Origin of the sequence: Oxalicibacterium faecigallinarum, from assembly GCF_014635705.1 — a bacterium.
In the GTDB taxonomy this organism is placed as follows: domain Bacteria; phylum Pseudomonadota; class Gammaproteobacteria; order Burkholderiales; family Burkholderiaceae_D; genus Oxalicibacterium; species Oxalicibacterium faecigallinarum.
In genome coordinates, this window is sequence record NZ_BMDI01000001.1 from 149,514 (window position 1) to 174,834 (window position 25,321).

The 25,321-nt window shown below is 55.9% G+C and carries 21 protein-coding genes; 8 read left to right on the forward strand and 13 right to left on the reverse strand.

Annotated features, from left to right (window positions below):
- The first annotated feature begins 60 nt into the window (after positions 1-60).
- Positions 61-906 carry a Crp/Fnr family transcriptional regulator gene (locus IEV29_RS00740; protein WP_188379364.1) on the forward strand — a complete coding sequence of 282 codons (846 nt, stop codon included), beginning with the start codon at positions 61-63 and terminating at the stop codon, positions 904-906.
- 302 nt (positions 907-1,208) lie between these two features.
- On the opposite strand, the gene IEV29_RS00745 is transcribed toward IEV29_RS00740, so the two are convergent.
- From IEV29_RS00745 to IEV29_RS00755, 3 genes are all read right to left on the reverse strand, one after another.
- The gene (locus IEV29_RS00745; RefSeq protein WP_188379365.1) at positions 1,209-1,889 is read right to left on the reverse strand and encodes a YiaD family glycine zipper/OmpA-like lipoprotein; all 681 of its coding nucleotides are present in this window, start codon (positions 1,887-1,889) and stop codon (positions 1,209-1,211) included.
- Between the two features lie 362 nt (positions 1,890-2,251).
- Complete coding sequence (gene gshA / locus IEV29_RS00750) at positions 2,252-3,838, reverse strand: glutamate--cysteine ligase (protein ID WP_188379366.1); 1,587 nt, start codon at positions 3,836-3,838, stop codon at positions 2,252-2,254.
- 141 nt (positions 3,839-3,979) lie between these two features.
- Positions 3,980-6,301: a YgiQ family radical SAM protein gene (locus IEV29_RS00755; RefSeq protein ID WP_188379367.1), complete on the reverse strand. Its 2,322-nt coding sequence runs from the start codon at positions 6,299-6,301 to the stop codon at positions 3,980-3,982.
- Positions 6,302-6,611: 310 nt separating this feature from the next.
- Here IEV29_RS00755 and IEV29_RS00760 point away from each other — a divergent pair, with 310 nt between their 5' ends.
- On the forward strand, positions 6,612-7,283 hold the full coding sequence (locus IEV29_RS00760; RefSeq protein ID WP_188379368.1) for a hypothetical protein: 672 nt from the start codon (positions 6,612-6,614) through the stop codon (positions 7,281-7,283).
- Positions 7,284-7,581: 298 nt separating this feature from the next.
- Complete coding sequence (locus tag IEV29_RS00765) at positions 7,582-9,294, forward strand: methyl-accepting chemotaxis protein (RefSeq protein ID WP_188379369.1); 1,713 nt, start codon at positions 7,582-7,584, stop codon at positions 9,292-9,294.
- 91 nt (positions 9,295-9,385) lie between these two features.
- Here IEV29_RS00765 and fghA read toward each other — a convergent pair whose 3' ends face one another.
- From fghA to minC, 5 genes are all read right to left on the reverse strand, one after another.
- Positions 9,386-10,228, reverse strand: coding sequence for an S-formylglutathione hydrolase (gene fghA, locus IEV29_RS00770; RefSeq protein ID WP_188379370.1), 843 nt, complete (start codon positions 10,226-10,228; stop codon positions 9,386-9,388).
- A 56-nt stretch (positions 10,229-10,284) separates the two neighbouring features.
- Positions 10,285-11,391, reverse strand: coding sequence for an S-(hydroxymethyl)glutathione dehydrogenase/class III alcohol dehydrogenase (locus IEV29_RS00775; RefSeq protein WP_188379371.1), 1,107 nt, complete (start codon positions 11,389-11,391; stop codon positions 10,285-10,287).
- A 108-nt stretch (positions 11,392-11,499) separates the two neighbouring features.
- On the reverse strand, positions 11,500-11,775 hold the full coding sequence (gene minE, locus IEV29_RS00780; protein WP_188379372.1) for a cell division topological specificity factor MinE: 276 nt from the start codon (positions 11,773-11,775) through the stop codon (positions 11,500-11,502).
- A gap of 2 nt (positions 11,776-11,777) precedes the next feature.
- Positions 11,778-12,593 carry a septum site-determining protein MinD gene (gene minD, locus IEV29_RS00785; protein WP_188379373.1) on the reverse strand — a complete coding sequence of 272 codons (816 nt, stop codon included), beginning with the start codon at positions 12,591-12,593 and terminating at the stop codon, positions 11,778-11,780.
- Between the two features lie 43 nt (positions 12,594-12,636).
- Entirely contained in the window at positions 12,637-13,455 is an 819-nt protein-coding gene (minC, locus tag IEV29_RS00790; RefSeq protein WP_188379374.1) for a septum site-determining protein MinC, read from the reverse strand.
- 246 nt (positions 13,456-13,701) lie between these two features.
- Between minC and IEV29_RS00795 the strand changes: the two genes are divergently transcribed.
- Positions 13,702-14,610 carry a recombination-associated protein RdgC gene (locus IEV29_RS00795; protein WP_188379375.1) on the forward strand — a complete coding sequence of 303 codons (909 nt, stop codon included), beginning with the start codon at positions 13,702-13,704 and terminating at the stop codon, positions 14,608-14,610.
- Positions 14,611-14,709: 99 nt separating this feature from the next.
- Positions 14,710-15,171: a DUF2721 domain-containing protein gene (locus tag IEV29_RS00800; protein ID WP_188379376.1), complete on the forward strand. Its 462-nt coding sequence runs from the start codon at positions 14,710-14,712 to the stop codon at positions 15,169-15,171.
- Between the two features lie 58 nt (positions 15,172-15,229).
- On the opposite strand, the gene soxR is transcribed toward IEV29_RS00800, so the two are convergent.
- Entirely contained in the window at positions 15,230-15,700 is a 471-nt protein-coding gene (gene soxR, locus IEV29_RS00805; protein WP_188379377.1) for a redox-sensitive transcriptional activator SoxR, read from the reverse strand.
- A 125-nt stretch (positions 15,701-15,825) separates the two neighbouring features.
- Here soxR and IEV29_RS00810 point away from each other — a divergent pair, with 125 nt between their 5' ends.
- Positions 15,826-16,269: a DoxX family protein gene (locus IEV29_RS00810; RefSeq protein WP_188379378.1), complete on the forward strand. Its 444-nt coding sequence runs from the start codon at positions 15,826-15,828 to the stop codon at positions 16,267-16,269.
- Between the two features lie 62 nt (positions 16,270-16,331).
- Here the strand turns inward: IEV29_RS00810 and IEV29_RS00815 are convergent, their stop codons facing one another.
- On the reverse strand, positions 16,332-17,501 hold the full coding sequence (locus IEV29_RS00815; protein ID WP_188379379.1) for a YeeE/YedE family protein: 1,170 nt from the start codon (positions 17,499-17,501) through the stop codon (positions 16,332-16,334).
- A gap of 2 nt (positions 17,502-17,503) precedes the next feature.
- Complete coding sequence (locus IEV29_RS00820; protein WP_188379380.1) at positions 17,504-18,418, reverse strand: sulfurtransferase; 915 nt, start codon at positions 18,416-18,418, stop codon at positions 17,504-17,506.
- 205 nt (positions 18,419-18,623) lie between these two features.
- Between IEV29_RS00820 and IEV29_RS00825 the strand changes: the two genes are divergently transcribed.
- Positions 18,624-19,361, forward strand: coding sequence for a carbonic anhydrase family protein (locus IEV29_RS00825; protein WP_229726122.1), 738 nt, complete (start codon positions 18,624-18,626; stop codon positions 19,359-19,361).
- 67 nt (positions 19,362-19,428) lie between these two features.
- Here IEV29_RS00825 and IEV29_RS00830 read toward each other — a convergent pair whose 3' ends face one another.
- Entirely contained in the window at positions 19,429-19,701 is a 273-nt protein-coding gene (locus tag IEV29_RS00830) for an oxidative damage protection protein (RefSeq protein WP_188379381.1), read from the reverse strand.
- A 131-nt stretch (positions 19,702-19,832) separates the two neighbouring features.
- Complete coding sequence (argA, locus tag IEV29_RS00835; protein ID WP_188381023.1) at positions 19,833-21,143, reverse strand: amino-acid N-acetyltransferase; 1,311 nt, start codon at positions 21,141-21,143, stop codon at positions 19,833-19,835.
- Between the two features lie 156 nt (positions 21,144-21,299).
- Here argA and hrpA point away from each other — a divergent pair, with 156 nt between their 5' ends.
- Positions 21,300-25,292 (forward strand): ATP-dependent RNA helicase HrpA, encoded by a 3,993-nt coding sequence (gene hrpA, locus IEV29_RS00840; protein ID WP_188379382.1) that lies wholly within the window; start codon positions 21,300-21,302, stop codon positions 25,290-25,292.
- The last annotated feature ends 29 nt before the right edge of the window (positions 25,293-25,321 follow it).

Here is a 25,321-nt window from a genome sequence, read left to right on the forward strand (position 1 = left end):
TAATTCTCTCTTTGCGACCATCATGCAACCCATGATGTGATGACTTTTAGGGAGTTACCCATGGCACAAGTTTCGACAATCCGCACTTCCAGTACCGGTCAGCAAGTGATCAACGCCAAAGCCTTTGCTGCTCTCAAGGCGAAGGAAAACGACTCGACACAAAGCAAACGCCCAGTCGCACCACGTGCATTGGCCGGCCTGCATGGTCACAACCCGAAACACAATGGCTTGCTGGCTGCATTGCCTGCTGCCGATTATGATCGCCTGCTGCCTCATCTTGAATTTGTCGAAATGCCATTTGGCATGACGATCTGCGAGGCTGGCGAGCAAATGCAGCATGTTTATTTCCTGACCAACAGCATTGTTTCCCTGTTGTATGAAACTGCGGATGGTGCTTCGTCCGAAACCGCGGTCATCGGATACGAAGGCGTGGTCGGACATGATGTGTATATGGGCGGCGGTGCCTCGCTCAACCGTGCTTTCGTGAAAAGCGCGGGCTATGGTTTCCGTATCAAGGCATCTGTACTGCAGGCGGAATTTGCGCGTGGTGAAGCCTTGCAACAAGCGCTGCTGCGCTTTACCCAGGCACTCTTTACGCAAATGGCCCATACCGTTGCATGCAATCGCCACCACACCATTGTGCAACAGCTGTGCCGCTGGTTGCTCCTGAGTCTGGATCGTCTGCAGTCCAACCAGATCAGCATGACGCAGGATCTGATCGCCAGCATGCTCGGCGTGCGCCGTGAAAGTGTGACGGAAGCCGCGCGCAAGCTGCAGGATGAAGGTCTGATTCATTACAGCCGTGGTCAAATCACCGTCGTGGATCGCGTCGGCCTCGAAGATCATATTTGCGAATGCTACGCCAGTATCAAGAAAGTGTACGAAGGCCTCCTGCCTAACAAGTAATCCGAAGTCTCCTGGAATAATTAGCCGCTCTTTGAGCGGCTTTTTTTATGCAGAGAGTTACGAGCATATGCATGGAGTACACAAGCAAGCGATGTTGAAATGCAAGTGTCAGGCTTGCACCGGCCAGTTTGTCATGCACGCATTGATAACGTGGAGAGAGGCCTTGACAGTGGATGTCGAACATATGACATGTAACGAGGCAAGCAATGGGTCACTCGATTTCTTCGTTATCTTGAAATCTGTTCCGCATCGCATAAAAAAATCCCCGGACATGCCGGGGATTTCTTATGGAAGATGCAAGATCAACGCTGTTGATATTGCTGCTGATGCTGTTGTGGTTGCTGTGGTTCGGCAACGTAGATTTCCACACGGCGGTTACGGGCTTTGCCTTCGGTGGTCGCGTTGCTGGCAATCGGTTCTTTGCTGCCACGGCCGTCGACATAGATGCGTTGCGGCGAAACGCCACGACCTGCCAGGTAGTCACGTGTACGCGATGCACGATCCATCGACAATGGATTATTGATGGCGTCGCTGCCGGTGGAGTCGGTGTGGCCGATAATGGTGACCGTCGCAGCCGGGTTTTCATTCAGGCCAGTGGCAAAGCGATCCAGGATCGGGCGGAAGCTGCTGTTGATGTCGGAACGGCCGGTAGCGAACGAGATGTCGCTCGGGATTTCCAGTTTCAGACGGTTATCTGCCGTTTGGGTAACTTGTACGCCGGTGCCTTGGGTTGCCTGTTCCATTTGCTGACGCTGGCGTTCCATGCGGGTGGACCAGACGTTGCCAGCAACCGCACCAACCAGGCCGCCTGCCGCCGCGCCTTTGACAGCGCCACTGCTGCCACCGGTCAGAGCACCGATTACGGCACCCGCGCCCGCGCCGATACCGGCGCCGCGCGCCGTACCACGTTCCGTTTCGTTCATGTTTGCGCATCCCGAGAGGACGACAACTGCAGCGACGCTGCCGATCATTAATTTACGCATGGCGGTTTTCCTTATAAAAATGATGTGGGGTGCCGTCTGTGCGGCGGATGAAACATATGTTTAAGACAAGCATTGCACAATTAAGTTGTCATGATCGTCATAACGGATGTCACCGCGTTGAGTATTTACAAATATTTACCTGAAAGGACGTAGATGCATGATCAATCGGGTATCGTTTGCTGATGCGTTGATACCCGATTGATCCATGCGCCTCCCAGCGGGCCGCCGATCAGCCCTCGGCGCTGCTTGTTGTTATTGCACCGATGTCGGCAGAATAATCAGCCCTTTGACACCGGTCTGTGCGTTAACACACGCAATGCACAGACCGGCAGATCGGAGAGGAGGAGATAGGGAAGGCGGGATCAGCCGCACAGGCGGCTTGGCGTACGCAGATTGTAAGCCGCAACAAAGGCATCGAAATCGCCTGATTGTTGCTGTTCCATCTGCGTCTGCTCATTGAGTGATGCTTGTGACATGCGCACAAATTCGGCCTCTTCCTGAGCACTGAGCGGGCGCGCTGCAAAATATGCGGCATGGTCACGGCTTTGCTGCAGACCGAAAGCAGTAAAGGAGTTACCGTGTTGGGCCAGTCGTGCCAGGACTTTTGCGGATGGCGTTTTGTCAGCGTCCAGCAGCTTTTCCTTTTGCAGCAGCAGAGCGTCACTATGGCGGCGGTCATCGCACTGGGAATCCAGCAAGGTGGCTGTGGCCTGTATGCGATCAAGCAATGTGAGGCCCCACTCCTGCAAGCTGATTGCCTGTCCATCGCGTTGCAGCATCAGACCGGGACGACGACCTTCCTTGACGGTGCGTGCAAAGTTGCCGGTCGCTTCGAGACTGGCTTTTTCATCCGTTGGCGGACTGTCGGCGAGTGCGCAAAACAGCAGGAAGGCATCGAGGAAGCGTGAGGTTGCCAGGCTGATGCCCAGCGGTTCAAACGGATCGATATCGAGACAACGCACTTCGATGTATTGCACGCCGCGTGCGCACAAGGCTTCAACCGGACGTTCACCGCTATTGATGACACGCTTGGGACGAATCGTGGCGTAGAACTCGTTTTCGATCTGCAGCAGATTAGTATTGAGCTGTATCCACTCGCCATTGCGACGTGTACCAATGGCTTCGTAATCGGGATACGGTTGACGTACCGCACGCGACAGGCTGCGCATGTAGCTGTCGAGGTCGTTGTATGGTGGCATGATGCCGGACTGCGCGGTGTTCTGATAACCCAGATCGCTCATGCGAAGACTTGTGGCATATGGCAGATACAGCGTATCGTCCGACAGCTTGTCGAGCTGATGCGGGCGTCCACGCAGGAACTGCGTCGAGAGGGCTGGCGAAGCACCGAACAGATACATCAGCAGCCAGCTGTAACGATGGAAGTTGCGGATCAGCGCAATATAGCTTTCGGACTGAAAATCCTTGTCGTCGAGTGGCGAGTCGGTATCGGCCTTGAGCACACGCCACAGGTCTTCCGATAGCGAATAGTTGTAATGCAGGCCGGCGATGCACTGCATGGCCTTGCCATAGCGTACCGCCAGACCGCGACGATAGACGTGTTTGATCATGCCGATATGCGAGGTGCCGTACCAGGCAATCGGGATTTCGGTTTCTGCCGGCAAGACGCACGGCATGGACTGGCTCCACAGCAGTTCGTCGCCAATGTTTGCATTGCTGAAGCGGTGGATCTTGTCGAGTTGCGCAAGCGCGTCGGCAACGTCATGCTCGGTCGGCGTGATGAATTCGAGCAGCGATTCGGAATAGTCGGTGGTGATCTGCGGATGGGTCAGGGCCGAGCCAAGGCTGACCGGATGGGCATCCAGCGCCAGATGGCCAGTGGGCGTGACACGCAAGGTTTCGCGTTCGATGCCGCGGTAGCCTTTGGTCAGCAGATGGCGATGGGCATCGCCGGCCAGCAGTGACAAGCGATGCGCAAACAAGTTGTTCAAGTGATGCTCCCTATTCGGTTTCCGCCTTTGCAAGCACGGCAAGTGGCGGAAGAATAACCGAAAATGCCGGAGCAGGTCGGCCGCCTGAATTTTACAGGTCGCGCAAGCAACGAGCGGGAATGAAATTGTGGATGAGACCGCTTATTTGCGGCCGCTTTTAATGATCACGGCTTTGCCGCGCGCAGGTCGTTGGCTACCCGCTGTGCGCGCATTTTGGGTTGCTGGACGATTCGGGGTGCGTACGACGGCAGCACCCTGTCGTGGCTTGTTCTGCCCGAATTTTTTGGCAAGCTGATTCGGCCCCGGTGTCTCGCGGCGCAGATTGGCAGCCGCCGCAGACGGCGATAGATCATGCCGTGGTACCAGATGATGCTCGCCACTGCCGATCAGATCGGCGCGGCCCATGCGCTGCAAGCCTTCACGCAGAATTGCCCAGTTCTCCGGATCGTGATAGCGCAGGAACGCCTTGTGCAGTTTGCGGATCTTGCCGATACGTGGCGTCTCGACCGTTTCCGAATTGGCGTCGATCTTGCGCAACGGATTCTTGCGTGTGTGATACATGGTGGTGGCCATCGCCATCGGTGTCGGCATGAAGGTCTGCACCTGATCCAGACGGAAATCGTTCTGCTTGAGCCACAGCGCCAGATTCAGCATGTCTTCATCGGTCGTACCCGGATGCGCAGCGATGAAATAGGGGATCAGGTACTGTTCCTTGCCCGCTTCCTTCGAATACTTTTCGAACAGTTCCTTGAACTTGTAATAGGCGCCCATGCCCGGTTTCATCATCTTGGACAGCGGGCCTTCTTCGGAATGTTCGGGTGCGATCTTCAGTAATCCGCCAACGTGGTGCGAGACCAGTTCCTTTACATATTCGGGCGAACGGACAGCAAGGTCGTAACGCAGACCGGAGCTGACCAGAATCTTTTTGATGCCGGGTATCGCACGTGCCTTGCGATACAACTGGATCAGCTTGCTGTGATCGGTATTCAGATTCGAGCAGATACCAGGGAACACGCACGACAGTCGCCGGCACGATTCTTCGATGCGCTTGTCGCGGCAGGCGAGACGATACATATTCGCAGTCGGGCCGCCCAGATCGGAAATTGTGCCGGTAAAGCCTTTGACCTTGTCGCGGATCAGTTCGATCTCGCGCAGGATGGAGGGCTCGGAGCGGCTCTGGATAATCCGGCCTTCATGCTCGGTAATCGAGCAGAAGGTACAGCCACCGAAGCAGCCACGCATGATGTTGACCGAGAAGCGGATCATTTCCCAGGCAGGAATGCGCGCCTTGCCATACACCGGATGCGGCGCACGTGCATAGTTCATGTCGTACACGCCATCCATCTCATCCATTGCCAGCGGCAATGGCGGCGGATTGATCCAGACGTCACGTTCGCCATGTGCCTGCACCAGCGCACGCGCATTGCCCGGGTTGGATTCCAGATGGAACACACGCGAGGCATGCGCATACAAAACCGGATCATCCTTCACCTGATCGTAGGACGGCAGGCGTACCACGGTCTTGTTGCGGACCTCTTTCTCTGCTTCACGGCGCTCTTCGCGCGACATGATTTTGATGACTTTGACGGGGGTTTCTGCTGGTTTGGATGGTTCTGTGGTTGCGCCGTCCAGGGCCGGATTCGATGTCGTATTGGATGAATCAGCGGATGTCTTGCAGCTCTCCGTGTTTTTCATCTTCATTTCATACGGATCGGGATGTGCATCGATCTTGCCCGGTGTATCCACGCGGGTGGAATTGGCTTCGGCCCATTCCGGCGTCGGGCGCCAGCCAGCAGGCACCATGAAGGCCGTGCCGCGCAAATCACGGATATTGCCGATTGGTTCGCCTGCAGCGAGTCGATGGGTCAGATCGACCAGTGCACGTTCGGCATTGCCAAAGATCAACAGGTCGGCCTTGGAGTCGGGCAGCACCGAGCGGCGTACCTTGTCTGACCAGTAATCGTAGTGCGCGATACGGCGCAGGCTGGCTTCGATACTGCCGATTACGACATTGATGCCCGGATAGGCTTCGCGCACACGTTGCGCATATACGGTGACCGCGCGATCTGGTCGCTTGTTCGGTTCGCCATTCGGCGTGTAGGCGTCATCCGAGCGAATCTTGCGATCGGCCGTGTATCGGTTGATCATCGAATCCATATTGCCGGCGGTGATGCCGAAGTACAGATTGGGTTTGCCCAGTGCGCGGAAAGGTTCTGCCGAATGCCAGTCAGGTTGACTGATGATGCCGACGCGGAAACCTTGCGCTTCCAACAGACGTCCAACCAGCGCCATGCCAAAACTCGGATGATCGATATAGGCGTCGCCCGTGACCAGAATCACATCGCAGCTGTCCCAGCCCAGCTTGTCCATTTCCGCCCGCGACATCGGCAGAAACGGTGCCGGTTTGACGGCACGCGCTTTTGAAACAGGGTAGGAGAAAAGATTCTTGGGTACGGCGCTCATGGTGACATTCTGCAAACTAGACAGCACGCTTTTCCAACAAAGAAAACGGGCTGACGGGAGAAGGCGACAGTATGACAGCTTTGCCCGCCGGGATTTGTCTTTCGATGTAAACGGCGCCGGAAAACCACGCTTTCACGATATGTTTCCAGTGCCAAATCGACACGCAGGTGTGATGAACACTCATTTTTTTTGAAAAGCAGCCGTTACAGAAACAAGAAAGCGGTAATCCGCAGCACGCGTCTGATCATATCGGGGCGTGGCCTGCGGCATTTTTAAATCCTGCGGCCGGGGGCCGCGCGCGAGGTATGGCATGGGCATCACCATTTCCGGTTTTACAAGTACGCAATCGTCATCCACGATTCCTGCCGGCACAACGGCAACGGCTGGCAAGACAGTTGATCAGAAGACGTCGATTCAGGATGTATCTGCCGACAAGGTTTCGCTGGGTAACCAGAACAGTGACGAATCGCTGACCTATCTGAATCCGCGCAACAAAGGCAGCGGCGTGGCGGCGACGCAGCAGGATTTACAGGCCATGCTGGAAGAGTCTGATCGTCAGGCGCAGGAGATGATCAACCTGATTCTGTCCATGGTAAATCGTCAGGGCACCACACTGGAAAAAATCATCAGTGGTGAAGACGTGCTGCAGGCCGATCCGGAAACGATTGCGGCAGCGCAGGAAGCGGTCTCGGAAGAAGGCGAATGGGGCGTGACCAAGACTGCAGAACGTATTCTCAGTTTTGCCAAGAGTGTGATTGGCGATGATGAATCGAAGATCGACCAGATTCGTGCTGCCGTGGAACAAGGCTTTAACGAAGCAACCAAGGCACTCGGCGGCAAATTGCCTGAGATCAGTGAAAAAACCTATGCAGCCGTGATGGCTGAATTTGATCGCTGGAAAGCAGAAGGCTTGTCCGATGTGAAAGCAACGCAAGAACCTTCAAAACAAGCGTCAAAAGAAACAGAGACAGTCGCGTCCTGATAATTGTGTCTTGATCGATACGGACTTGTTAAAAAATGTTTCGTCAGAGGAGAACTTAAGCCGATATTGTTTGGCAGTTCTCCCATGAATACGGTATAAAGTTTCCTCCCGGAACACAATTGGACACATTTTCATGTGCCCATGCGGTAGACGGCGATGCACAGTACTCAACAATAATTTGCATCGCTGCGTTTCGGGTTGTCACGACGCAGGTCGGCGGCGGGGAAGCTTTCAGGGAATCCCACTTCTGCTCATCGTCCTGCGGCAGCACACAAGCATTATTAATTCAGGAGACACGATGCGCATCGCGAACATGAAGATAGGCACCCGGCTTGGCTTGGGATTTGGTTTGATCCTGTTGCTGGTCATTGCCATGGGCATAACGGGCATTATGCGTCTCGAAAATATCAATCAGGCTAGCCGCCAACTGGTTGATGAATCCTTGGCCAAACAAAAAACGGCGCAAACGTGGCTGATGGGGACCAGTGTCAATGCGACACGTGCACTGGCTTTGGTGAAGGCTGGTGATGCCGATACGCAGGATTTCTTCCAGAAAGAAATGACGGCGCAAACCAAGGACATCGACGCTATCCAGAAAGGTCTCGAAGACAAGATCAGCACCGACAAGGAAAAAGCCCTGTTCGCCGATGTCGCGCAGCGCCGTACGGCCTATGTCGATATTCGCCGCGGCATTATCCAGTTGAAATCGGCCGGTTCACTGGCTGAAGCGAATGAACAGATTGCCTCGCGCATGATTCCGGCGCTGAATGCCTACGTGGACAGCGTCAAGGCTGTGCTGGCGCACTACGACGAGGAAGTGGCGCAATCGGATGCATCGATTACCGACGATTACCAGTCCGGCCGCATGACGCTGATCATCGGTGCGGTCATCGCGACTTTGCTGGGCGCGCTGATTGCATGGCGTCTAACTGCCGGTATTACCGCGCCATTGCGTGAGGCAGTCAAAGTTGCCGAGTCGGTTGCAGAAGGTGACCTGACCGTTCGCAACAATCTGCCAGCATCGGAAGACGAGCCAGGCCAGTTGCTGGCGGCATTGGGTCGCATGCAGGACAACCTGATGAAGATCGTCAGCCAGATTCGTATGGGTACGGACACGATTGCGACGGCGTCGAGCGAGATCGCCAGCGGCAATCTGGATCTGTCGTCGCGTACCGAAGAGCAAGCCAGCTCACTGGAAGAAACAGCTTCGTCGATGGAAGAGCTGACCTCGACCGTCAAGCAGAATGCAGACAACTCGCGCCAAGCCAATCAACTGGCAGTGGCCGCATCCAGCGTGGCAATCAAAGGCGGTACGGTGGTGTCGCAAGTGGTCGACACGATGGGCGAGATCAACACCTCGGCACGCAAGATTGTGGACATCATCGGCGTCATCGATGGCATCGCTTTCCAGACCAATATTCTGGCGTTAAACGCAGCAGTGGAAGCAGCACGTGCGGGAGAACAGGGGCGTGGTTTTGCCGTGGTGGCAACCGAAGTGCGCAATCTTGCACAACGGTCTGCTGCAGCAGCGAAAGAAATCAAGGCACTCATCAGCGATTCCGTCGAGAAGGTCGATGCAGGCAGCAAACAGGTTGCCGAAGCCGGTACCACGATGGATGAGATCGTCGATGGCGTGAAGCGCGTGGCCGACATCATGGCTGAAATTACCGCTGCCAGCCAGGAGCAGAGCGACGGGATCGAACAGGTCAATCAGGCGATCACCCAGATGGATCAGGTTACCCAGCAGAATGCCGCATTGGTGGAAGAAGCGGCAGCGGCAGCAGAATCCTTGCAGGATCAGGCCAAAGGCCTGGCGCAAGCCGTCAGCGTGTTTCGTATCAATGGTAGTATGTCAGTCGCATTGGCAGAGCAGCCTGTGCGCCGTACGGTCCAGTCCACCGCACAGCGTGCGCCGGTCGTTGCCAAAGCCGCGGCACCGGCAGCGATTGAACGCAAACCTGCGCCACCAGCCAAGCCAACACAGAACAACGATGACTGGGAAGAGTTCTGATCGTAATGAGTCAAGGCGGCAATGCCGTCTGCATAAACAAAAAGGGATTCTGTAAAACAGAATCCCTTTTTGTTTATGACGACTGATTAACTTACTTGTTCAGCAGTTTGCTATGGAAGGCGATGTGATCTTCCATGAACGTGGAGATGAAGTAGTAGTTGTGATCGTATCCAGCATGTCGGCGTAGCGTCAGTGGTTGTTCTGCTGCCCAGCAGGCCATTTCAAAATGATGCGGTAGCAGTTCGGTTTCCAGAAACTGATCGTCCAGACCCTGATCGATCAGAATGCCGTCCGGGAAGGGGGTCTTGCGTTCACGCATCAGTGCGCTGGCATCATGCTGCGCCCATTGCGACTGATCGCTGCCCAGATAATTCGAGAATGCCTTCTGTCCCCATGGGCAATGCGATGGTGCGGCGATGGGTGCGAAGGCCGAGACCGACTTGAAAATCTCGGGATGCCGCAACGCCAGTGTCAGTGCGCCGTGACCACCCATCGAATGACCGAACACGCCGATACGATCGGGCAAGGCAGGGAATTCGTTGATGATCAGCGAGCGTAATTCCTGCACGACAAACGATTCCATACGGAAGTGTGTCGCCCAGGGTTGTTGCGTTGCATCGAGGTAGAAGCCGGCACCGTGGCCGAAATCCCAGCTGTCAGCTGCACCTTTGATACCGGTACGGCGCGGGCTGGTATCGCAGGAAACCAGCATGATGCCGTGCTCGGCAGCGTAGCGCTGTGCGCCGCCCTTGATCATGAAGGTTTCTTCGGTGCAGGTCAGACCGGCCAGGTAAAACAGAACCGGTACCTTCTTGTTCCTTGCTTGTGGTGGCTGATAGACCGAGAACGTCATCGGCAAGCCGGTTGACGTTGATTCGATCTTGTAAAAGCCTTGCAGACCATTGAAGCACTTGTGCTGACTGATGATTTCCACTTCTTCCTCGACTTCCAGACTTGAGAATGGTGACGCGATAAAACTTGACCGGCAAATTAATACAGGACGACGGAGCGGATCGACTCGCCGCTCTTCATCAAATCAAAACCTTCGTTGATGCGATCAAGTGGCAGCGTGTGCGTGATCAGATCATCAATGTTGAGCTTGCCGTCCATGTACCAGTCAACAATCTTCGGTACGTCGGTACGGCCGCGTGCACCGCCGAAGGCCGAGCCTTTCCATTCGCGGCCGGTCACCAGCTGGAACGGACGCGTGCTGATTTCTGCACCGGCTTCTGCCACGCCGATGACGATCGATTTGCCCCAGCCCTTGTGGCAGCATTCGAGCGCCTGGCGCATGACCTTGGTATTGCCGATGCATTCAAAACTGTAATCGGCACCACCGTCGGTCAGCTGGACGATGGCATCGACCACGTTTTCGACATCGTTCGGGTTGATGAAGTGCGTCATGCCGAACTTGCGAGCCATGGCTTCGCGGCCTGGATTGATGTCGACCCCGATGATCTTGTCGGCCCCGACCATCTTGGCGGCCTGAATCACGTTCAGGCCGATACCACCGAGGCCGAACACGACGACGTTGGCGCCTGCTTCAACTTTTGCGGTGAACAGGACCGCGCCGACGCCCGTGGTGACACCGCAACCGATATAGCAAACCTTGTCAAACGGCGCATCTTCACGAATCTTGGCCAGTGCGATTTCAGGCACCACAATGTAGTTCGAGAAGGTCGACGTACCCATGTAATGGAAAATCGGTTTGCCATCGAGCGAGAAGCGGCTGGTTGCATCCGGCATCAGGCCGCGGCCTTGCGTGGAGCGAATCTTCTGGCACAGATTGGTCTTCTGCGAGAGGCAGAATTTGCACTCGCGGCATTCCGGCGTGTAGAGCGGAATGACGTGATCGTTCTTCTTCAGGCTTTTGACACCAGGGCCGACATCCACCACGACGCCTGCGCCTTCATGGCCCAGAATCGCAGGGAAGATGCCTTCCGGATCGGCGCCTGACAGCGTGTAGTAATCGGTGTGGCAAATGCCGGTTGCCTTGATTTCCACCAGCACTTCGCCTTCGCGCGGGCCTCCGAGTTCGACTTCTTCGATGGTCAGTGGTTGTCCTGCTTTCCAGGCGACGGCGGCTTTGGTCTTCATGGCGGTCCTTGGGTGAATATGATGAAGGCGAAATGATACGTGATGCGTGCGGATGTTGCTTTCCGCAACGAGAGATGCCTGCCGCATGATGACGGCAGGCAGAAGGTCTTACTTGGCTGCTTCCGACTCGACCTCGGCTTCCGGCAGTACGACGTTGACGTCCAATACTTCCAGCGTACCCTGACTGTTGAGCGAAATCTTAATGTCTTCCGGATTGACCTTGACGTACTTCGAGATCACGGCAATCAATTCCTGATGCAGCGCAGGCAAAAAGTCAGGACCGGCACGGCCATTGCGCTCGCGCGCGATGATGATCTGCAGCCGCTCCTTGGCCGCCGATGCGGTTTTCGGTTTGGAATTGAACAGGAAGGAGAGCAGTGACATGGTTACTTACCTCCAAACAAACGTGCCAGCAGGCCAGGCTTTTCGTAGTCGGTAAAGCGCAACGGCAATTCTTCACCAAGGAAGCGCGAGACGACATCCTTATAGGCTTCCGACACTTCGCTGCCCTCGATATGGATGGCAGGATTGCCGGCGTTGGACGCGTGCAGCACCGATTCCGATTCCGGGATGATGCCGATCAGCGGAATACGCAGAATTTCCTGCACGTCGGTGTACGACAGCATTTCACCCGCTTCGACACGTTTTGGCACGTAGCGGGTAATCAGCAAATGCTCCTTGACCGGCTCTTGGCCATTGAGCGCACGGCGCGATTTTGCCTGGATGATGCCGAGAATACGGTCGGAGTCACGTACCGAAGAGACTTCCGGATTGGTAACGATGATCGCTTCATCCGCAAAGGTCAGCGCCATGACGGCACCGTGTTCGATACCGGCTGGCGAATCGCAGATGATGTATTCGAAATCCATCGCCTTCAGATCGTTGAGCACACGCTCGACGCCTTCTTCCGACAGCGCATCCTTGTCGCGCGTTTGCGAAGCAGGCAGAACGAACAGGTTGTCGCAATGCTTGTCCTTGATCAGAGCCTGATTCAGCGTCGCTTCCTGATTGACGACATTGATCAGATCGTAGACCACCCGGCGTTCGCAACCCATGATCAGGTCGAGATTACGCAGGCCGACGTCAAAGTCGATCACGACCGTTTTGTGGCCGCGCATGGCGAGGCCGGAGGAGAAGCTCGCGCTGGAAGTGGTTTTGCCGACGCCACCTTTACCCGACGTCACGACGATGATTTTTGCCAAAGTAAGCCCCTTTTTTAGAGATTAATCTGCGAGAGATTGATTGTTATGCTGCTGCCTTGATCGGCAGCATGTCGATACGATCGCCAACCAGACGCACCTGCATGGTTTTGCGGGCCTGATCGGCTGGTAAGCCATTTTCAAATGTGCGATACATGCCGGCGATCGAAACCAGTTCGGCTTCCATGCTCAGCGTAAAAATACGTGCTTCGGTATTGCCGCTTGCACCAGCCAGTGCACGACCGCGCAAGGGCGCATAGACGTGAATGCTGCCGTCGGCGATGACTTCGGCGCCGTTATTGACGGCGGCCGTGATCACCAGATCGGCACCGCGCGCATACACGCGCTGACCGGCACGAACCGGCGTGTCGATGATCATCGTATTGGCAGCAAACTGTGCAGGAGCCGCTTGCGGGGCCGCAGCAACCGGCGTGGCCTCGACCGCAGCAACTTCAACAGCGGCGGCAGGCGACAAATCGATTTCTGCCTGATGCGGCGTGGCTTGAAGCTGCGCATCAGTCGCGTCAACTTCTTCTGTGCGTGGTTTGACGCTGCCATCGATGCTCAGACCGTGCGCGGCAATCTCGCTCACCATATCCGGCGTCGCGTTGCGTACGGCAACGGCGTTGAGTCGATAGGATTTGAGCAGGGCAGCGATACCCGCCCAGTCGATAGTCGTGCCGCTTTCCAGCGAGCCGACATCAATGACGGCAAATTCATCATCGAAGAAATCGGCATTGCCGCCCGTCATTTCCTGCATCGCCTTGTCGAGCACGGTCAGATTGGCGTCGTGCAGAATCGCGGAGACGGCCACAACGGTGGAAATTTTGATTTCGATCGGCTTACGGGTTGGACTTTTGGACATGGAGCGTTGGACGATGCAAAGAGCGATTAGGTTTCCGGCTGGTAATGCGATTTTTGTTTCACAGAACGGCCTGCAAAAAACAGCCGGCAAATAACAGGCGGTATTATAACCCTTGCAACGCCTGATTCGGCCTCGGCGCAATGGGAAGATGCGGGTATTTTCGGCAGGCAAGCCGCGCTGGTATTGGGCTGCTTGTGACAAGAAGGAGCGCGTGTAGAATAGCCCCCTTTTTTGCCGGAGCAAGTCATGTGGTTCAAGAATCTTCAGGTCTATCGTCTTCCCGCCCCATGGCAGATTACCGCTGAGAAGCTGGAAGCCGATCTGGCACCGCATGCCTTCCAGCCATGTTCCAGTCTTGAGATGCAAAGCCAGGGCTGGATTTCCCCACGTGAAAATGGCCAGTTGGTCTACTCCATCAACAAGCAGATGCTGCTGTTGCTGGGCACCGAGAAAAAACTGCTGCCGACCACGGTCATCAATCAGGTGACCAAGATCAAGGCGGCGGAAATCGAAGAGCAGCAGGGCTTCAAGCCGGGCCGTAAACAGATGAAGGAGCTCAAGGAGCAGGTTACCGACGATCTGTTGCCACGTGCATTCAGCGTCTGGCGCTCGACCTGGGTCTGGATCGATCCGGTCAATGGCTGGCTGGTGGTCGATGCCGGCAGTCAGGCCAAAGCGGATGAAGTGCTGAAACTGCTCTTCAAATCGATTGACAAGCTACCGCTGGAAACGCTGCACGTCGCGCAGTCGCCGGTTGCCGCCATGACTGACTGGCTGGTCGCGGATGAAGCGCCGGGGGGCTTTACCGTTGATCAGGATACCGAGTTGCGTTCCAATACCGAAGGCAAGGCAACGGTACGTTATGTGCGTCATACGCTCGACCCGGATGACGTGCGTCGTCACATCACGGCAGGCAAGCAATGTACGCGTCTGGCGATGACCTGGGCTGATCGCATTTCCTTTGTGCTGACCGAGAACCTGACCATCAAGCGTATCGCGCCGCTGGATGTGATCAAGGAAAACAGCGATTCGACCGCGCAGAACGACGACGAGCGTTTTGATTCCGACATCATGCTGATGACGGGGGAGTTGAGCAAGCTGCTGGCTGATCTGATGCAGGCGCTGGGCGGTGAGGTCAAACAGCCGGGTTTGTAAGAATCCAGACAAGTTTGTGCGGTATAAGGTAGGTGCAAAATGCCGGCGAGTGCGCTACGCTGGCATGCGTCATCCGCCTATCTTCTTTCTCGAAACAGCATGGAAATTCAAGTCTCCGATATCGGACACATCATTCAACTGTCGGTTGCGCCGGTCTTTCTTTTGACCGGTGTGGGCACGACATTGACCGTGCTGACCAACCGTCTGGGTCGTATCACCGATCGCTCGCGTGTGCTGGAAGAGCGTCTGCGTACCACGACGGACGAAGCAGTGCGCGACGAGTTGCAGTCGGAACTCAACTCGCTCTATCCACGCGCGCACATGATCAACCGCGCCATTATTTTCAGCACCGCGTGTGCGTTGATGGTGGCAACCGTGATTGCTTCGTTGTTTCTTGGTGATGCATTGAACGTTGATTTGTCCAAATTCATCGCAATCGCATTCATCACGGCGATGTTTTCACTGGTGCTGGGATTCATCTTTCTGCTTAAAGAGATTCTTGTTGCAACGGGTACGCTCTATCGCAGCAAGATCGTGCCGATCGAGCGGATAGAACGCTGATAAAAGGGATGCCGCGGCATCCCTTTTTATTTTGGTGACGCTTGGTAGAACCTCTTCATCAAGGTCGTTCGAGAATGCGTGGCCCACTTCCTTCCTTGCCGAGGCGATCATCGGGATTACGCAACGGACAATCTTCCAGTGACAGGCAGCCACAGCCGATGCATTGATCCAGCTCATCGCGCAAACGTGTCAGGCGTTCGATACGTTCATTCATGCTTTCCCGCCAGTGCGATGACAGTTTCTCCCAGTCCTTTGACGTCAGCTTGCTGCCTTGCGGATAGCTGTCCAGCGTCGTCTTGATCTCTTCCAGTGAAATACCGGCGCGTTGTGCAACTTTGATGATGGCGATGCGACGTAAAACGCCAGCAGGAAAGCGTCGTTGATTACCCGCTGTGCGTATGCTCTGGATCAAGCCTTTGGATTCATAGAAATGAATAGCTGAAACGGCGACACCGCTACGCGTGGCTACTTCGCCAATTGTTAGCTGGCGCGAAGATACGGAAACCGGCGTCGATATTATCCCTGCCATGTTACTTGACCTCAAGTTAAGTTGAGGTTTTATACTGCGATCCGACTTATTTGACAACCCTGATAAGCGTGCCGGTGCTCTTTTTGTGAGCCGACGCTAATCGTCAACGCAAGCGGAGAGAGTGGATGCAAGGGCAGATGGAGGCAGTACTGGAAAGTCGTTGGTTATGGCTGACCGCACGCGTGTTGATCGTCGTGGTGTTTGCTGCATCCGGTTTGGCAAAGCTCATTGATTTTGATGGCGGGTTGGCAGAAATGCGTCAGGCGGGATTGGAGCCGGCGTGGCTGTTCAATATCCTGGTCATCGCTGTCTTGCTCGTGGGAGCATTGCTGATCCTGCTGGATCGCGCCTTGTGGCTGGGTGCTGCTGCCCTTGCTGTCTTCCTTGCACTGACGATTGTGATCGTGCATCACTTCTGGTCACTGCCGGAACCGCAAGCCATGCTTTCAATGTTCCTTGCGCTGGAACATTTGTCCGTGATCGGTGGATTGATTGCTGTGGCCATCGCGAGTCATCTGCGCAATCAGTGGTTGCAGGCGATGCAGCGCTGGAATACATCTACCAACTGATAAATAAGCATCCCGAAGACGACTAGCGTTTTCGGGATGTTTATTTTCTGATTGAGCGTGATCTAGCTATTCCAGCCAAAGCGAACGCGCGCCCGCCACCCCAGCCAGAGGCCGCCAAACATGAAAACGGCGAAGATCCAGCCGGATGCCGCGCCAGCCATGATGCCGGATAACAGCGTGCCAACGGTGCAGCCGAGTGCAACCATCGATCCCCAGCCCATCAGGACGCCGCCGAGTAGGGCGCGCACGACTTCAAACAGGCGTGGGCGACGCAGTTTGAAATCACCGGCAGACAAGGCCGCAGCGAGAGAGCCGATGATCAATGCCACGATGAAAGCGCCGTTCGGTGACCACAAGGTTTCCTTGATGCGTGTTGCACAACCGGAGAAGGTATCGAGGCCTTCCAGTCGCGTGGGGAGCAGATGCGCACTGTCAGCTGTGGTACGCGCCAGACTACCGAGTTCTGCCGTCACGCCCAGCGGGCCAAGACGGAAATAGGCCAGTACGCCGATAAAGCCAACCAGAATCCCGCCGGCATACGTCGGCCAGCGTCGTTGCCACGGATCGCTATTGGGGGCGCTTTCCGGTTTGCGATGCTGCCGCCACAACCAGATCGCAACGGCTGCCAGCGCAAACAGTTGCAGCGCCACCGATCCACCGTACCCGAGATGATGTGGCAGCCAGACAATTGGCGCTTCCTGAATCGCAGCCAGGTACAGGGTGTTCCAGCTGAGAAAGCCGAGGAAGAAGCCAAACAAGGTGCCGAGCAGCGCAAAAGGTGACAGCACCGAGCCTTCGCCAAGGCGATACAGATGCGCGCTGATGCACGAGCCTGACAAGGCCATGCCGAGTCCGAAGCTGAACGCGCCTGCGCCCAGGACCCAGCTGATCGGACCAATATGCGCTTGTGGCGGCAGTCTGCCCGGTGCTGGTACTGGCAGGAAGGCACCAAATACCAGGTGATAGCCAAGAATGCCAACCGCGAGCGCGACCACAATCCCGAGCAGGCCACGCACATCGCGCCGCTCGTAAAAGTCACGACTGACGCAAAAGAAGCAAAAGCGAGAGCGTTGAAGAACGATACCGAATGCCGTGCCGAACAGCGCCGCTAAAGCAAGATCGCGCCCGCTGTCGGCAAAAGAGCCGAGAGCGAGCGCGAACAGGATTGCAGCAATGAAGGCAATGGCAGACGGCACCAACCGCCGCAAGGGCGGTAATGCCGCATCAGCCATCGTTATTTACCGCCCCATACCGTACCAGCAGGGTTGGAAACAGGGACGCCAACCGCGTTACCGTACTCGGTCCACGAACCGTCGTAGTTGCGCACGTCATAGCCCAGCAGTTTGGACAAGGCAAACCAGGTGTGGCTCGAGCGCTCGCCGATACGGCAGTAGGTGATGACCGGCTTGGTGCCATCGATGCCAACTGCACCATAGATTTTTTTCAGCTCTTCCACCGATTTGAAGGTGCCGTCAGCTGCCACTGCCTGACCCCAGGGAACGTTGGCTGCGCCTGGCACGTGGCCGGCACGGACTGCCAGTTCCTGAACGCCTGCCGGTGCGAAGATCTTGCCGCTGTATTCGTCAGCCGAACGGATGTCGACCAGTTTGGCATCACTTTTCTTTTCAGCCACGGCGACGACGTCAGCCAGACGGGCGCGCAGTTTTTGGTTGGCCGGGGAAACCTTGATGTTGCCGGCAGCGTGCTGCTTGGCCACTGGGGTCAGCGGACGATTTTCTGCTTCCCATTTTTTTCGGCCGCCATCGAGCAGTTTGACGTTCTTGACGCCATAGATATCGAATACCCATGCGCCCCAGGCTGCAAACCAGTTGTTGGTGTCGCCGTACAGAACGACAGTGCTGTCGTTGTTGACACCGGCATTGCGCAGCAGTTTTTCAAAGTCCTGCTGGCTGGCGATATCACGTCGGACCGGATCGACCAGATCGGTATGCCACGACACGTTGGTCGCGCCCTGGATGTGACCGCGCTCAAACAGGCCTGGATTCACGCTGACTTCGATCAGACGCAGTTTCGGGTCATTGATGTTTTTTTCCAGCCAGTCGGTGCTGACGAGGAAGTCGCTAGGCGCGGCATGTGCTGTACCAAACAGCAGGGTGCCTGCGACGAGCAGGGTTTTGACGAGCTTCATGGGTTCTCCGTAGTTGTTAAGAAATCGTTAGTCACATTAATCAAACGATTGCCAGTCGACAACGAAGCTTTTTCAATATCGATATGCAAAAACCGAATGAAGACTGCCTCTCTTGGTAACAAACTTCCTGTTTTAACAATTGTTAAATATGTTAAATTATCGTAATTAAATTGCAAATTTATCAACGATGCTGAAAAGGAGCGTTATGCAGTCAAGTCGTAAAAACGGGTGGATGAAGTGTGCAGGGGCAGTCGCCTTGATGACCGCCTTGGCAGGGTGTGCAACACAGGGCGAACAGCAGGCAACCAAAGTCCGACCGCCAGTGATGACCAGTGAGACCTTGAAGGACATGTCGGCTGATCAGGCAATCCAGCTTTTGCAGGAAGGCAATGCGCGTTTTGTGTCCGGCACGCCGACACCGCATAACTATCGGCAACAGGTCAGGACCACGGGCTCAAACGGCCAGTTTCCGTTTGCCAGCATTGTGAGTTGCATTGACTCCCGCTCGGCGCCTTCCGTGATTTTCGATTTGGGTATTGGGGACATTTTCAGTACCCGCGTCGCAGGTAACGTGATCAATGAAGATATTCTCGGCAGTCTCGAATACGGCTCCAAGGTCGTCGGTACCAAACTGATTGTGGTGTTGGGTCACACGTCATGTGGTGCCGTCAAAGGCGCTTGCGACAACGTGGAAATGGGCAATCTGAGTGGCCTGTTGGCCAAGATTCGTCCGGCGGTCGACGTGACTGCTGATGTGAATGGTCCGGATCGGAGTTCACATAATTATCGGTTTGTAGACGCCGTGGCCGAAAATAACGTCAGGCTGATGGTGCAATCCATGCATGAGAAAAGTCCCGTGCTGCGAGAAATGGCGGCCAGCGGCCAAATCAAGATCGTTGGCGCCATGCTCGATGTCAAGACTGGCAAGGTCAAGTTTCTTTAAGTGGCATGTATAAAAAAGCCGACGAAAACGTCGGCTTTTTTACGCGGGCGAGCAATCAGGCAGTTGCTTAGTAGGTTGGGGGTACATAACCCTGTGCCTGATCCGCACCTTCGCCAAAAAAGTGTTTTTCCATCTGTGCAGCCAGGTACTTGCGTGCGCGCACATCTGCCAGGTTCAGACGGTTCTCGTTCACGAGCATGGTTTGATGCTTGAGCCATGCGGCCCAGGCTTCTTTCGAAACGCTTTCATAAATGCGTTTGCCGAGTTCGCCCGGATACGGAGGAAAGTCCAGACCTTCCGCTTCCTTGTCGAGTTTGATGCAGTGAACCATGCGAGTCATTGTTGTCTTCCTTTTACTAGCCTGTCGCGTCGATGCGCGATCCGGGTTAAGTGAATGCCGCCGCCATGTCAGCGTCGGCAAGATACATTTGGCGCTGTTTTACAGTGCGCGCTGCTCAAGTGAAACCAGCATTATAAATTCTTCACGAAGACCAGTGATTTGCGCTGCCAGTTGTACATGCTTTGGCGATCCTTGGGCAGGCTGTCTACCGTAGCCGGGATGAAGCCGCGCTTGAGGAACCAGTGTGCCGTGCGCGTGGTAAGAACAAACAGCTTTTTCAAGCCAGCAGCGCGGGCACGGTTTTCCATGTGTTTAAGCAGACGTTCGCCATCGCCCTGGGTTTGCGCATCCGGGCTGACAATCAGGCAAGCCATCTCGGCCATCTTGTCATCCGGGAAGGGATAGAGGGCCGCGCAACCAAAGATCACGCCGTCATGCTCGATCACGGAGAAGTGGTCGATCTCGCGTTCGATCAGCTCACGCGGACGCTTGACCAGCGTGCCATCGGCTTCGTGCGGCTCGATCAGTTTGAGAATGCCGCCGACATCCTCGATGGTCGCCTGCCGCAGACTTTCAAGGTTTTCGTAGCTGACCATGGTGCCGACGCCGTCGTGCGTAAAGACTTCGAGCAACGCCGCGCCGTCAATGTCATACGGGACGATGTGGGCACGCGGCACACCATGACGCGTGGCGCGCACGCAATGCTGCAAATAGAAAGCGACATCGGGCGGAAGCTCGCTGCGATCCAGCAGTCGTTCTGCCTGCAGCGATGTCAGTTCGCGGATATCGTCGCCAGCGGCGTTCGACATTAGCGGTGTCTCGCTCAGGAAGATCAGTTTGTCTGCACGCAGGGCGGTAGCGGTCGCCACTGCCACGTCTTCCATCGTCAGGTTGAAGACCTCGCCGGTAGGGGAAAAGCCGAGCGGCGACAGCATGACCATGCCGCCTGCATTCAAAATCGGGTGGATCGCTTCGTACGCAATCTTGCGGGTGACGCCGGTCAGTTCCAGATCGACGCCTTCGATCACGCCGAGTGGGCGTGCAGTCACAAAGTTGCCGGAAATGATGCGTATTGTCGAACCCGCCATGGGTGTATTCGGCAAGCCCTGACTGAATGCCGCTTCAATATCGAGGCGCAGCTCGCCGGCAGCTTCCTTCGCGCATTCCATGGCAGCAGTGTCGGTGATGCGCAGGCCATTGTGGAAACGCGCCTCGACATTGCGCAGGGCAAGTTGTTCCTCGACTTGCGGCCGCGAGCCGTGCACGATCACGACCTTGATGCCGAGCGCATGCAGCAGAGACAGATCCTGCGCCAGTACGGGGAGGGCGCCAGCCTTGACCAGTTCACCCGGGAATGCGATCACAAAAGTCTTGCCGCGAAACGCGTGGATATATGGCGCGACAGAGCGCAGCCACTGGACGAATTGATCAGGATTTTCCATGTCGAGCATTATAACCATAGCAATCCTTTTGGCAGGGCACGCTCCGTCACTGTTTTACGCAGATTTGCGCAAGATGTGCAAAGGTGCCACGGTGTGTCGGCCCGAGTGGCGGGAGACTGAATGGCAGCGGATAAGCTCTGTATAATTCCAGCCCACATGTCTGCATCAGAATCCACCCCAAAATCCGTACTGCCGCGCCGCGATCGTCCATCGCGTGATACCCGTGCGGAAGCTGTGCCGCCCGTACGTAATCCGCTGCCTGCGATCACTTTTCCCGAAGAACTGCCGGTATCCGGTCGCCGGGACGAAATCGCGCTCGCCATTCAGAACAATCAGGTCGTCATCGTCAGTGGTGAAACCGGTTCCGGCAAGACCACACAGTTGCCCAAGATTTGTCTGGAACTTGGCCGGGGCGAGAAGGGGCTGATCGGTCACACCCAGCCACGCCGGATTGCCGCATCCTCGACTGCCAAGCGCATCGCGCAAGAACTTGGTTCGCCACCGGGCGAGCATGTGGGTTTCAAGGTGCGCTTCAACGATACGCTGACCAAGGGCGCGTGGGTGAAGTTGATGACGGACGGTATCCTGCTGGCCGAAACGCAGACGGATCCCTTGCTGCGCCAGTACGACACCATCATCATCGATGAGGCGCATGAGCGCAGTCTCAACATCGATTTTCTGCTGGGTTATCTCAAGCAATTACTGCCCAAGCGGCCCGACCTCAAGATCATCATTACCTCGGCAACCATCGACGCAGATCGTTTTGCGCGTCACTTTGGGCGTGGCGATACACCTGCACCGGTGATTGAAGTATCCGGTCGCCTGTATCCGGTCGAGATCCGTTATCGCCCCGTCGAGCCATTCGACAAGAATGCCCAAAATAATCCCGGCGGCAATCCCAATGCAACATCCGATGCTGCGCAGGCCCGTCGCTCGGCGCTGGCAGCGAAAGAACGCGGTCAGCGTGATCTGATGGATGCGGTGGTCGATGCCGTGGACGAACTGGCACGTATCGGTTCGGGTGATGTGCTGGTCTTCCTGCCGGGCGAGCGCGAGATTCGTGATGCGGCAGAAGCCTTGCGCAAGCATCATCCGCCGCATGTGGAAATCCTCCCGCTGTTTGCACGGTTGTCCGCGCAAGAGCAGGAGCGGGTCTTCAAGCCGAGCAATGCACGTCGCATCGTTCTTGCGACCAACGTTGCGGAAACCTCGCTGACCGTTCCAGGGATTCGCTACGTGGTCGATGCCGGTCTGGCACGGGTGAAGCGTTACAGTTATCGCAATAAAGTCGAGCAACTGCAGATCGAGCCGGTTGCGCAATCTGCTGCCAATCAGCGCGCAGGCCGTTGCGGCCGTGTTGCCGCGGGTGTCTGCATTCGTCTGTACGACGAGCAGGATTATCTGTTGCGGCCGAAATTTACCGAGCCTGAAATTCTGCGTTCGTCATTGGCCTCTGTCATTCTGCGGATGAAGTCCCTGCATCTGACCGATGTCGAAACTTTTCCGTTTATCGAACCGCCGCTGGGTCGGGCGATTGCCGATGGCTATCAGTTGCTGCAGGAGCTTGGTGCGGTCGATGATGACAATAGGCTCACCAAGCTGGGGCGTGAACTGGCGCGTCTGCCGCTCGATCCGCGTGTCGGTCGCATGATTCTCGCTGCGAAGGAGAATGTCTGTCTGACCGAAGTACTCATCATCGCCTCGGCACTGTCGGTGCAGGACCCGCGTGATCGTCCGATGGAAGCGCAAAACGCTGCGGATGCGGCACACAAAAAATTCGCCGACGAGAAATCAGAATTCCAGAGCTATCTCAAAATCTGGAAATGGTTCAGCGACGCGATCGAACACAAAAAATCCAATCGGTTGTTGCAGGAGGAATGCCGCGCCAACTTTCTCTCGCAACTGCGCCTGCGTGAATGGCGCGATGTGCATTCGCAACTACTGACGATCGTGCGGGAGCAAGGCTGGCGGCTCAATGAAGCACCTGCTACGTACGAGCAGTTACACACGGCTTTGCTGACCGGCTTGCTCGGTAACATCGGTTTCAAGGCCGAGGATGAACCCCATTATCTTGGCGCACGCGGCATCAAGTTTCATATCTGGCCAGGCTCGTCTCTGATCAAGAAAGCGGGCAAGTGGATCATGGCGGCCGAACTGGTCGACACCACGCGTTTGTATGCACGCTGCATCGCGCAAATCCAGCCGGAATGGCTGGAACGTGTGGCCGGCCATTTGCTCAAGAAATCCTATGGCGAACCACGCTGGGAAAAACGTACGGCGCAAGTGTCTGCCTACGAACGCGCTACGCTGTATGGGTTAGTTGTCTACAGCCAGCGCCGCATCCAGTATGGCTTATTCCATCCTGCCGAAGCGCGAGAAATATTCATTCGCGATGCGCTGGTTGGTGGTGACTTCGAGACGCGCGCCCCATTCTTTGCACACAATCACAAGCTGGTGCGCGAGATCGAGAATCTCGAACACAAGTCGCGTCGTCTTGATGTGCTGGTCGATGACGAGCTGATCATTGCGTTCTACGACAAACTGATTCCGGCCGACGTGCATAACGGCATCAGTTTTGAAAAGTGGCACAAGGATGCGACAGCCAGGGAACCCAAGCTGCTTTATCTGAATCGTGACGACCTGATGCGGCATGAAGCGGCGGGTGTAACGACTGACCTGTTCCCCAAGTCCATGAACGTTGCCGGCGTCGGCATGACCTTGTCCTATCACTTCGAGCCCGGATCACCGCGTGATGGCGTGACGCTGACTGTGCCTTTGTATGCACTCAATCAGGTGTCGGCAGACCGGACCGAATGGCTGGTGCCCGGCATGCTGAAAGAGAAGGTGCATCTGCTGCTCAAATCACTGCCGCAAAAACTGCGTCGTCATTGCGTACCTTTGCCGGATTACGCAGCAGGGTTTTGTGATCGCGTGCAAGAGAAGCAAATCTTTGGCAGAGGCAGTCTGCTGGATGCCGTGATTGCCGACGTGCGTGAGCAGACCGGCATTGCCACCAAGACCACGGACTACAAGCTCGAAACCTTGTCCGCACATCAGTCCATGAATTTCAAGATCATTGATGAACATGGTCGTCAGCTTGAGATGGGCCGCAATCTGGGTGCGTTGCGTGCCGAGCTTGGCGGACAGGCGCGCAAGAGTTTTCAGCGCATTGCAGAAAAAACGGCAGCACCTATCGCCACGGCTTCACAAGCTGCGCCAGTCGCTGGCAAGTCGGGTGCAGCCCAATCTACCCAGAAAGCTCCGACAGATAATAAGGCGACGAACAAAACTGCCAATGCAGGACAACATCAGAATCTAACCGCATGGACCTTCGGTGAGTTGCCTGAGCTGCTGGAGATTCAGCAAGGCAAGCAAACCTTGATCGGCTTTCCTGCGCTGGTCGATAGAAAAACGCACTGCGATCTGGAAGTGTTTGATGATCCTGATGAAGCGGCACGCGTACATCGCATCGGCCTGCGCCGCCTGATGGCCTTGCAGCTCAAGGAACAGTTGAAGTTTTTGGAAAAAAATATTCCCGGCTTGCAGCAAATGGGCATGCAGTTCATGGCTATCGGTTCGCAGGAAGAATTGCGCGGTCAGATCATCGAACAGGCGCTGGAACGTGCCTGTCTGCAGGAGCCTTTACCGAAGAATGCCGAGCAGTTCAACGCCCGCAAGGATGAAGGAAAATCGCGTCTCGGTTTGCTCGTCAATGAAATTGCGCGTCTGGCTGGCAACGTGCTGACCGAGTACTACGCACTGCCCAAGAAGCTGCAAACCGTCAAAGCACACACGCAAGCGGTCAACGACATCCAGTCGCAGATGCAATCACTGGTCGGCAAACGCTTTATCGCCGATACCGATTACACGCACCTCACGCACTTTCCGCGCTATCTCAAGGCCATCAATGTCCGTATCGACAAGTTGCGCGCCGATCCTGCACGCGATACACGCTCGATGAGCGAGTGGCAGCAGGCGGCGGCCCCGTGGCAGCGGGCTCTGAAGGAGCGTCACGGCGATCCGAAGATGGATGAGTATCGCTGGATGCTGGAGGAACTGCGCGTGTCGCTGTTTGCGCAGGAATTGCGGACGCCGATGCCGGTGTCGGTCAAGCGGTTGCAGAAGGTGTGGGAATCAATGCAGCGGTAAAAAATATCCAGGGAAGTGGATGCACTAGT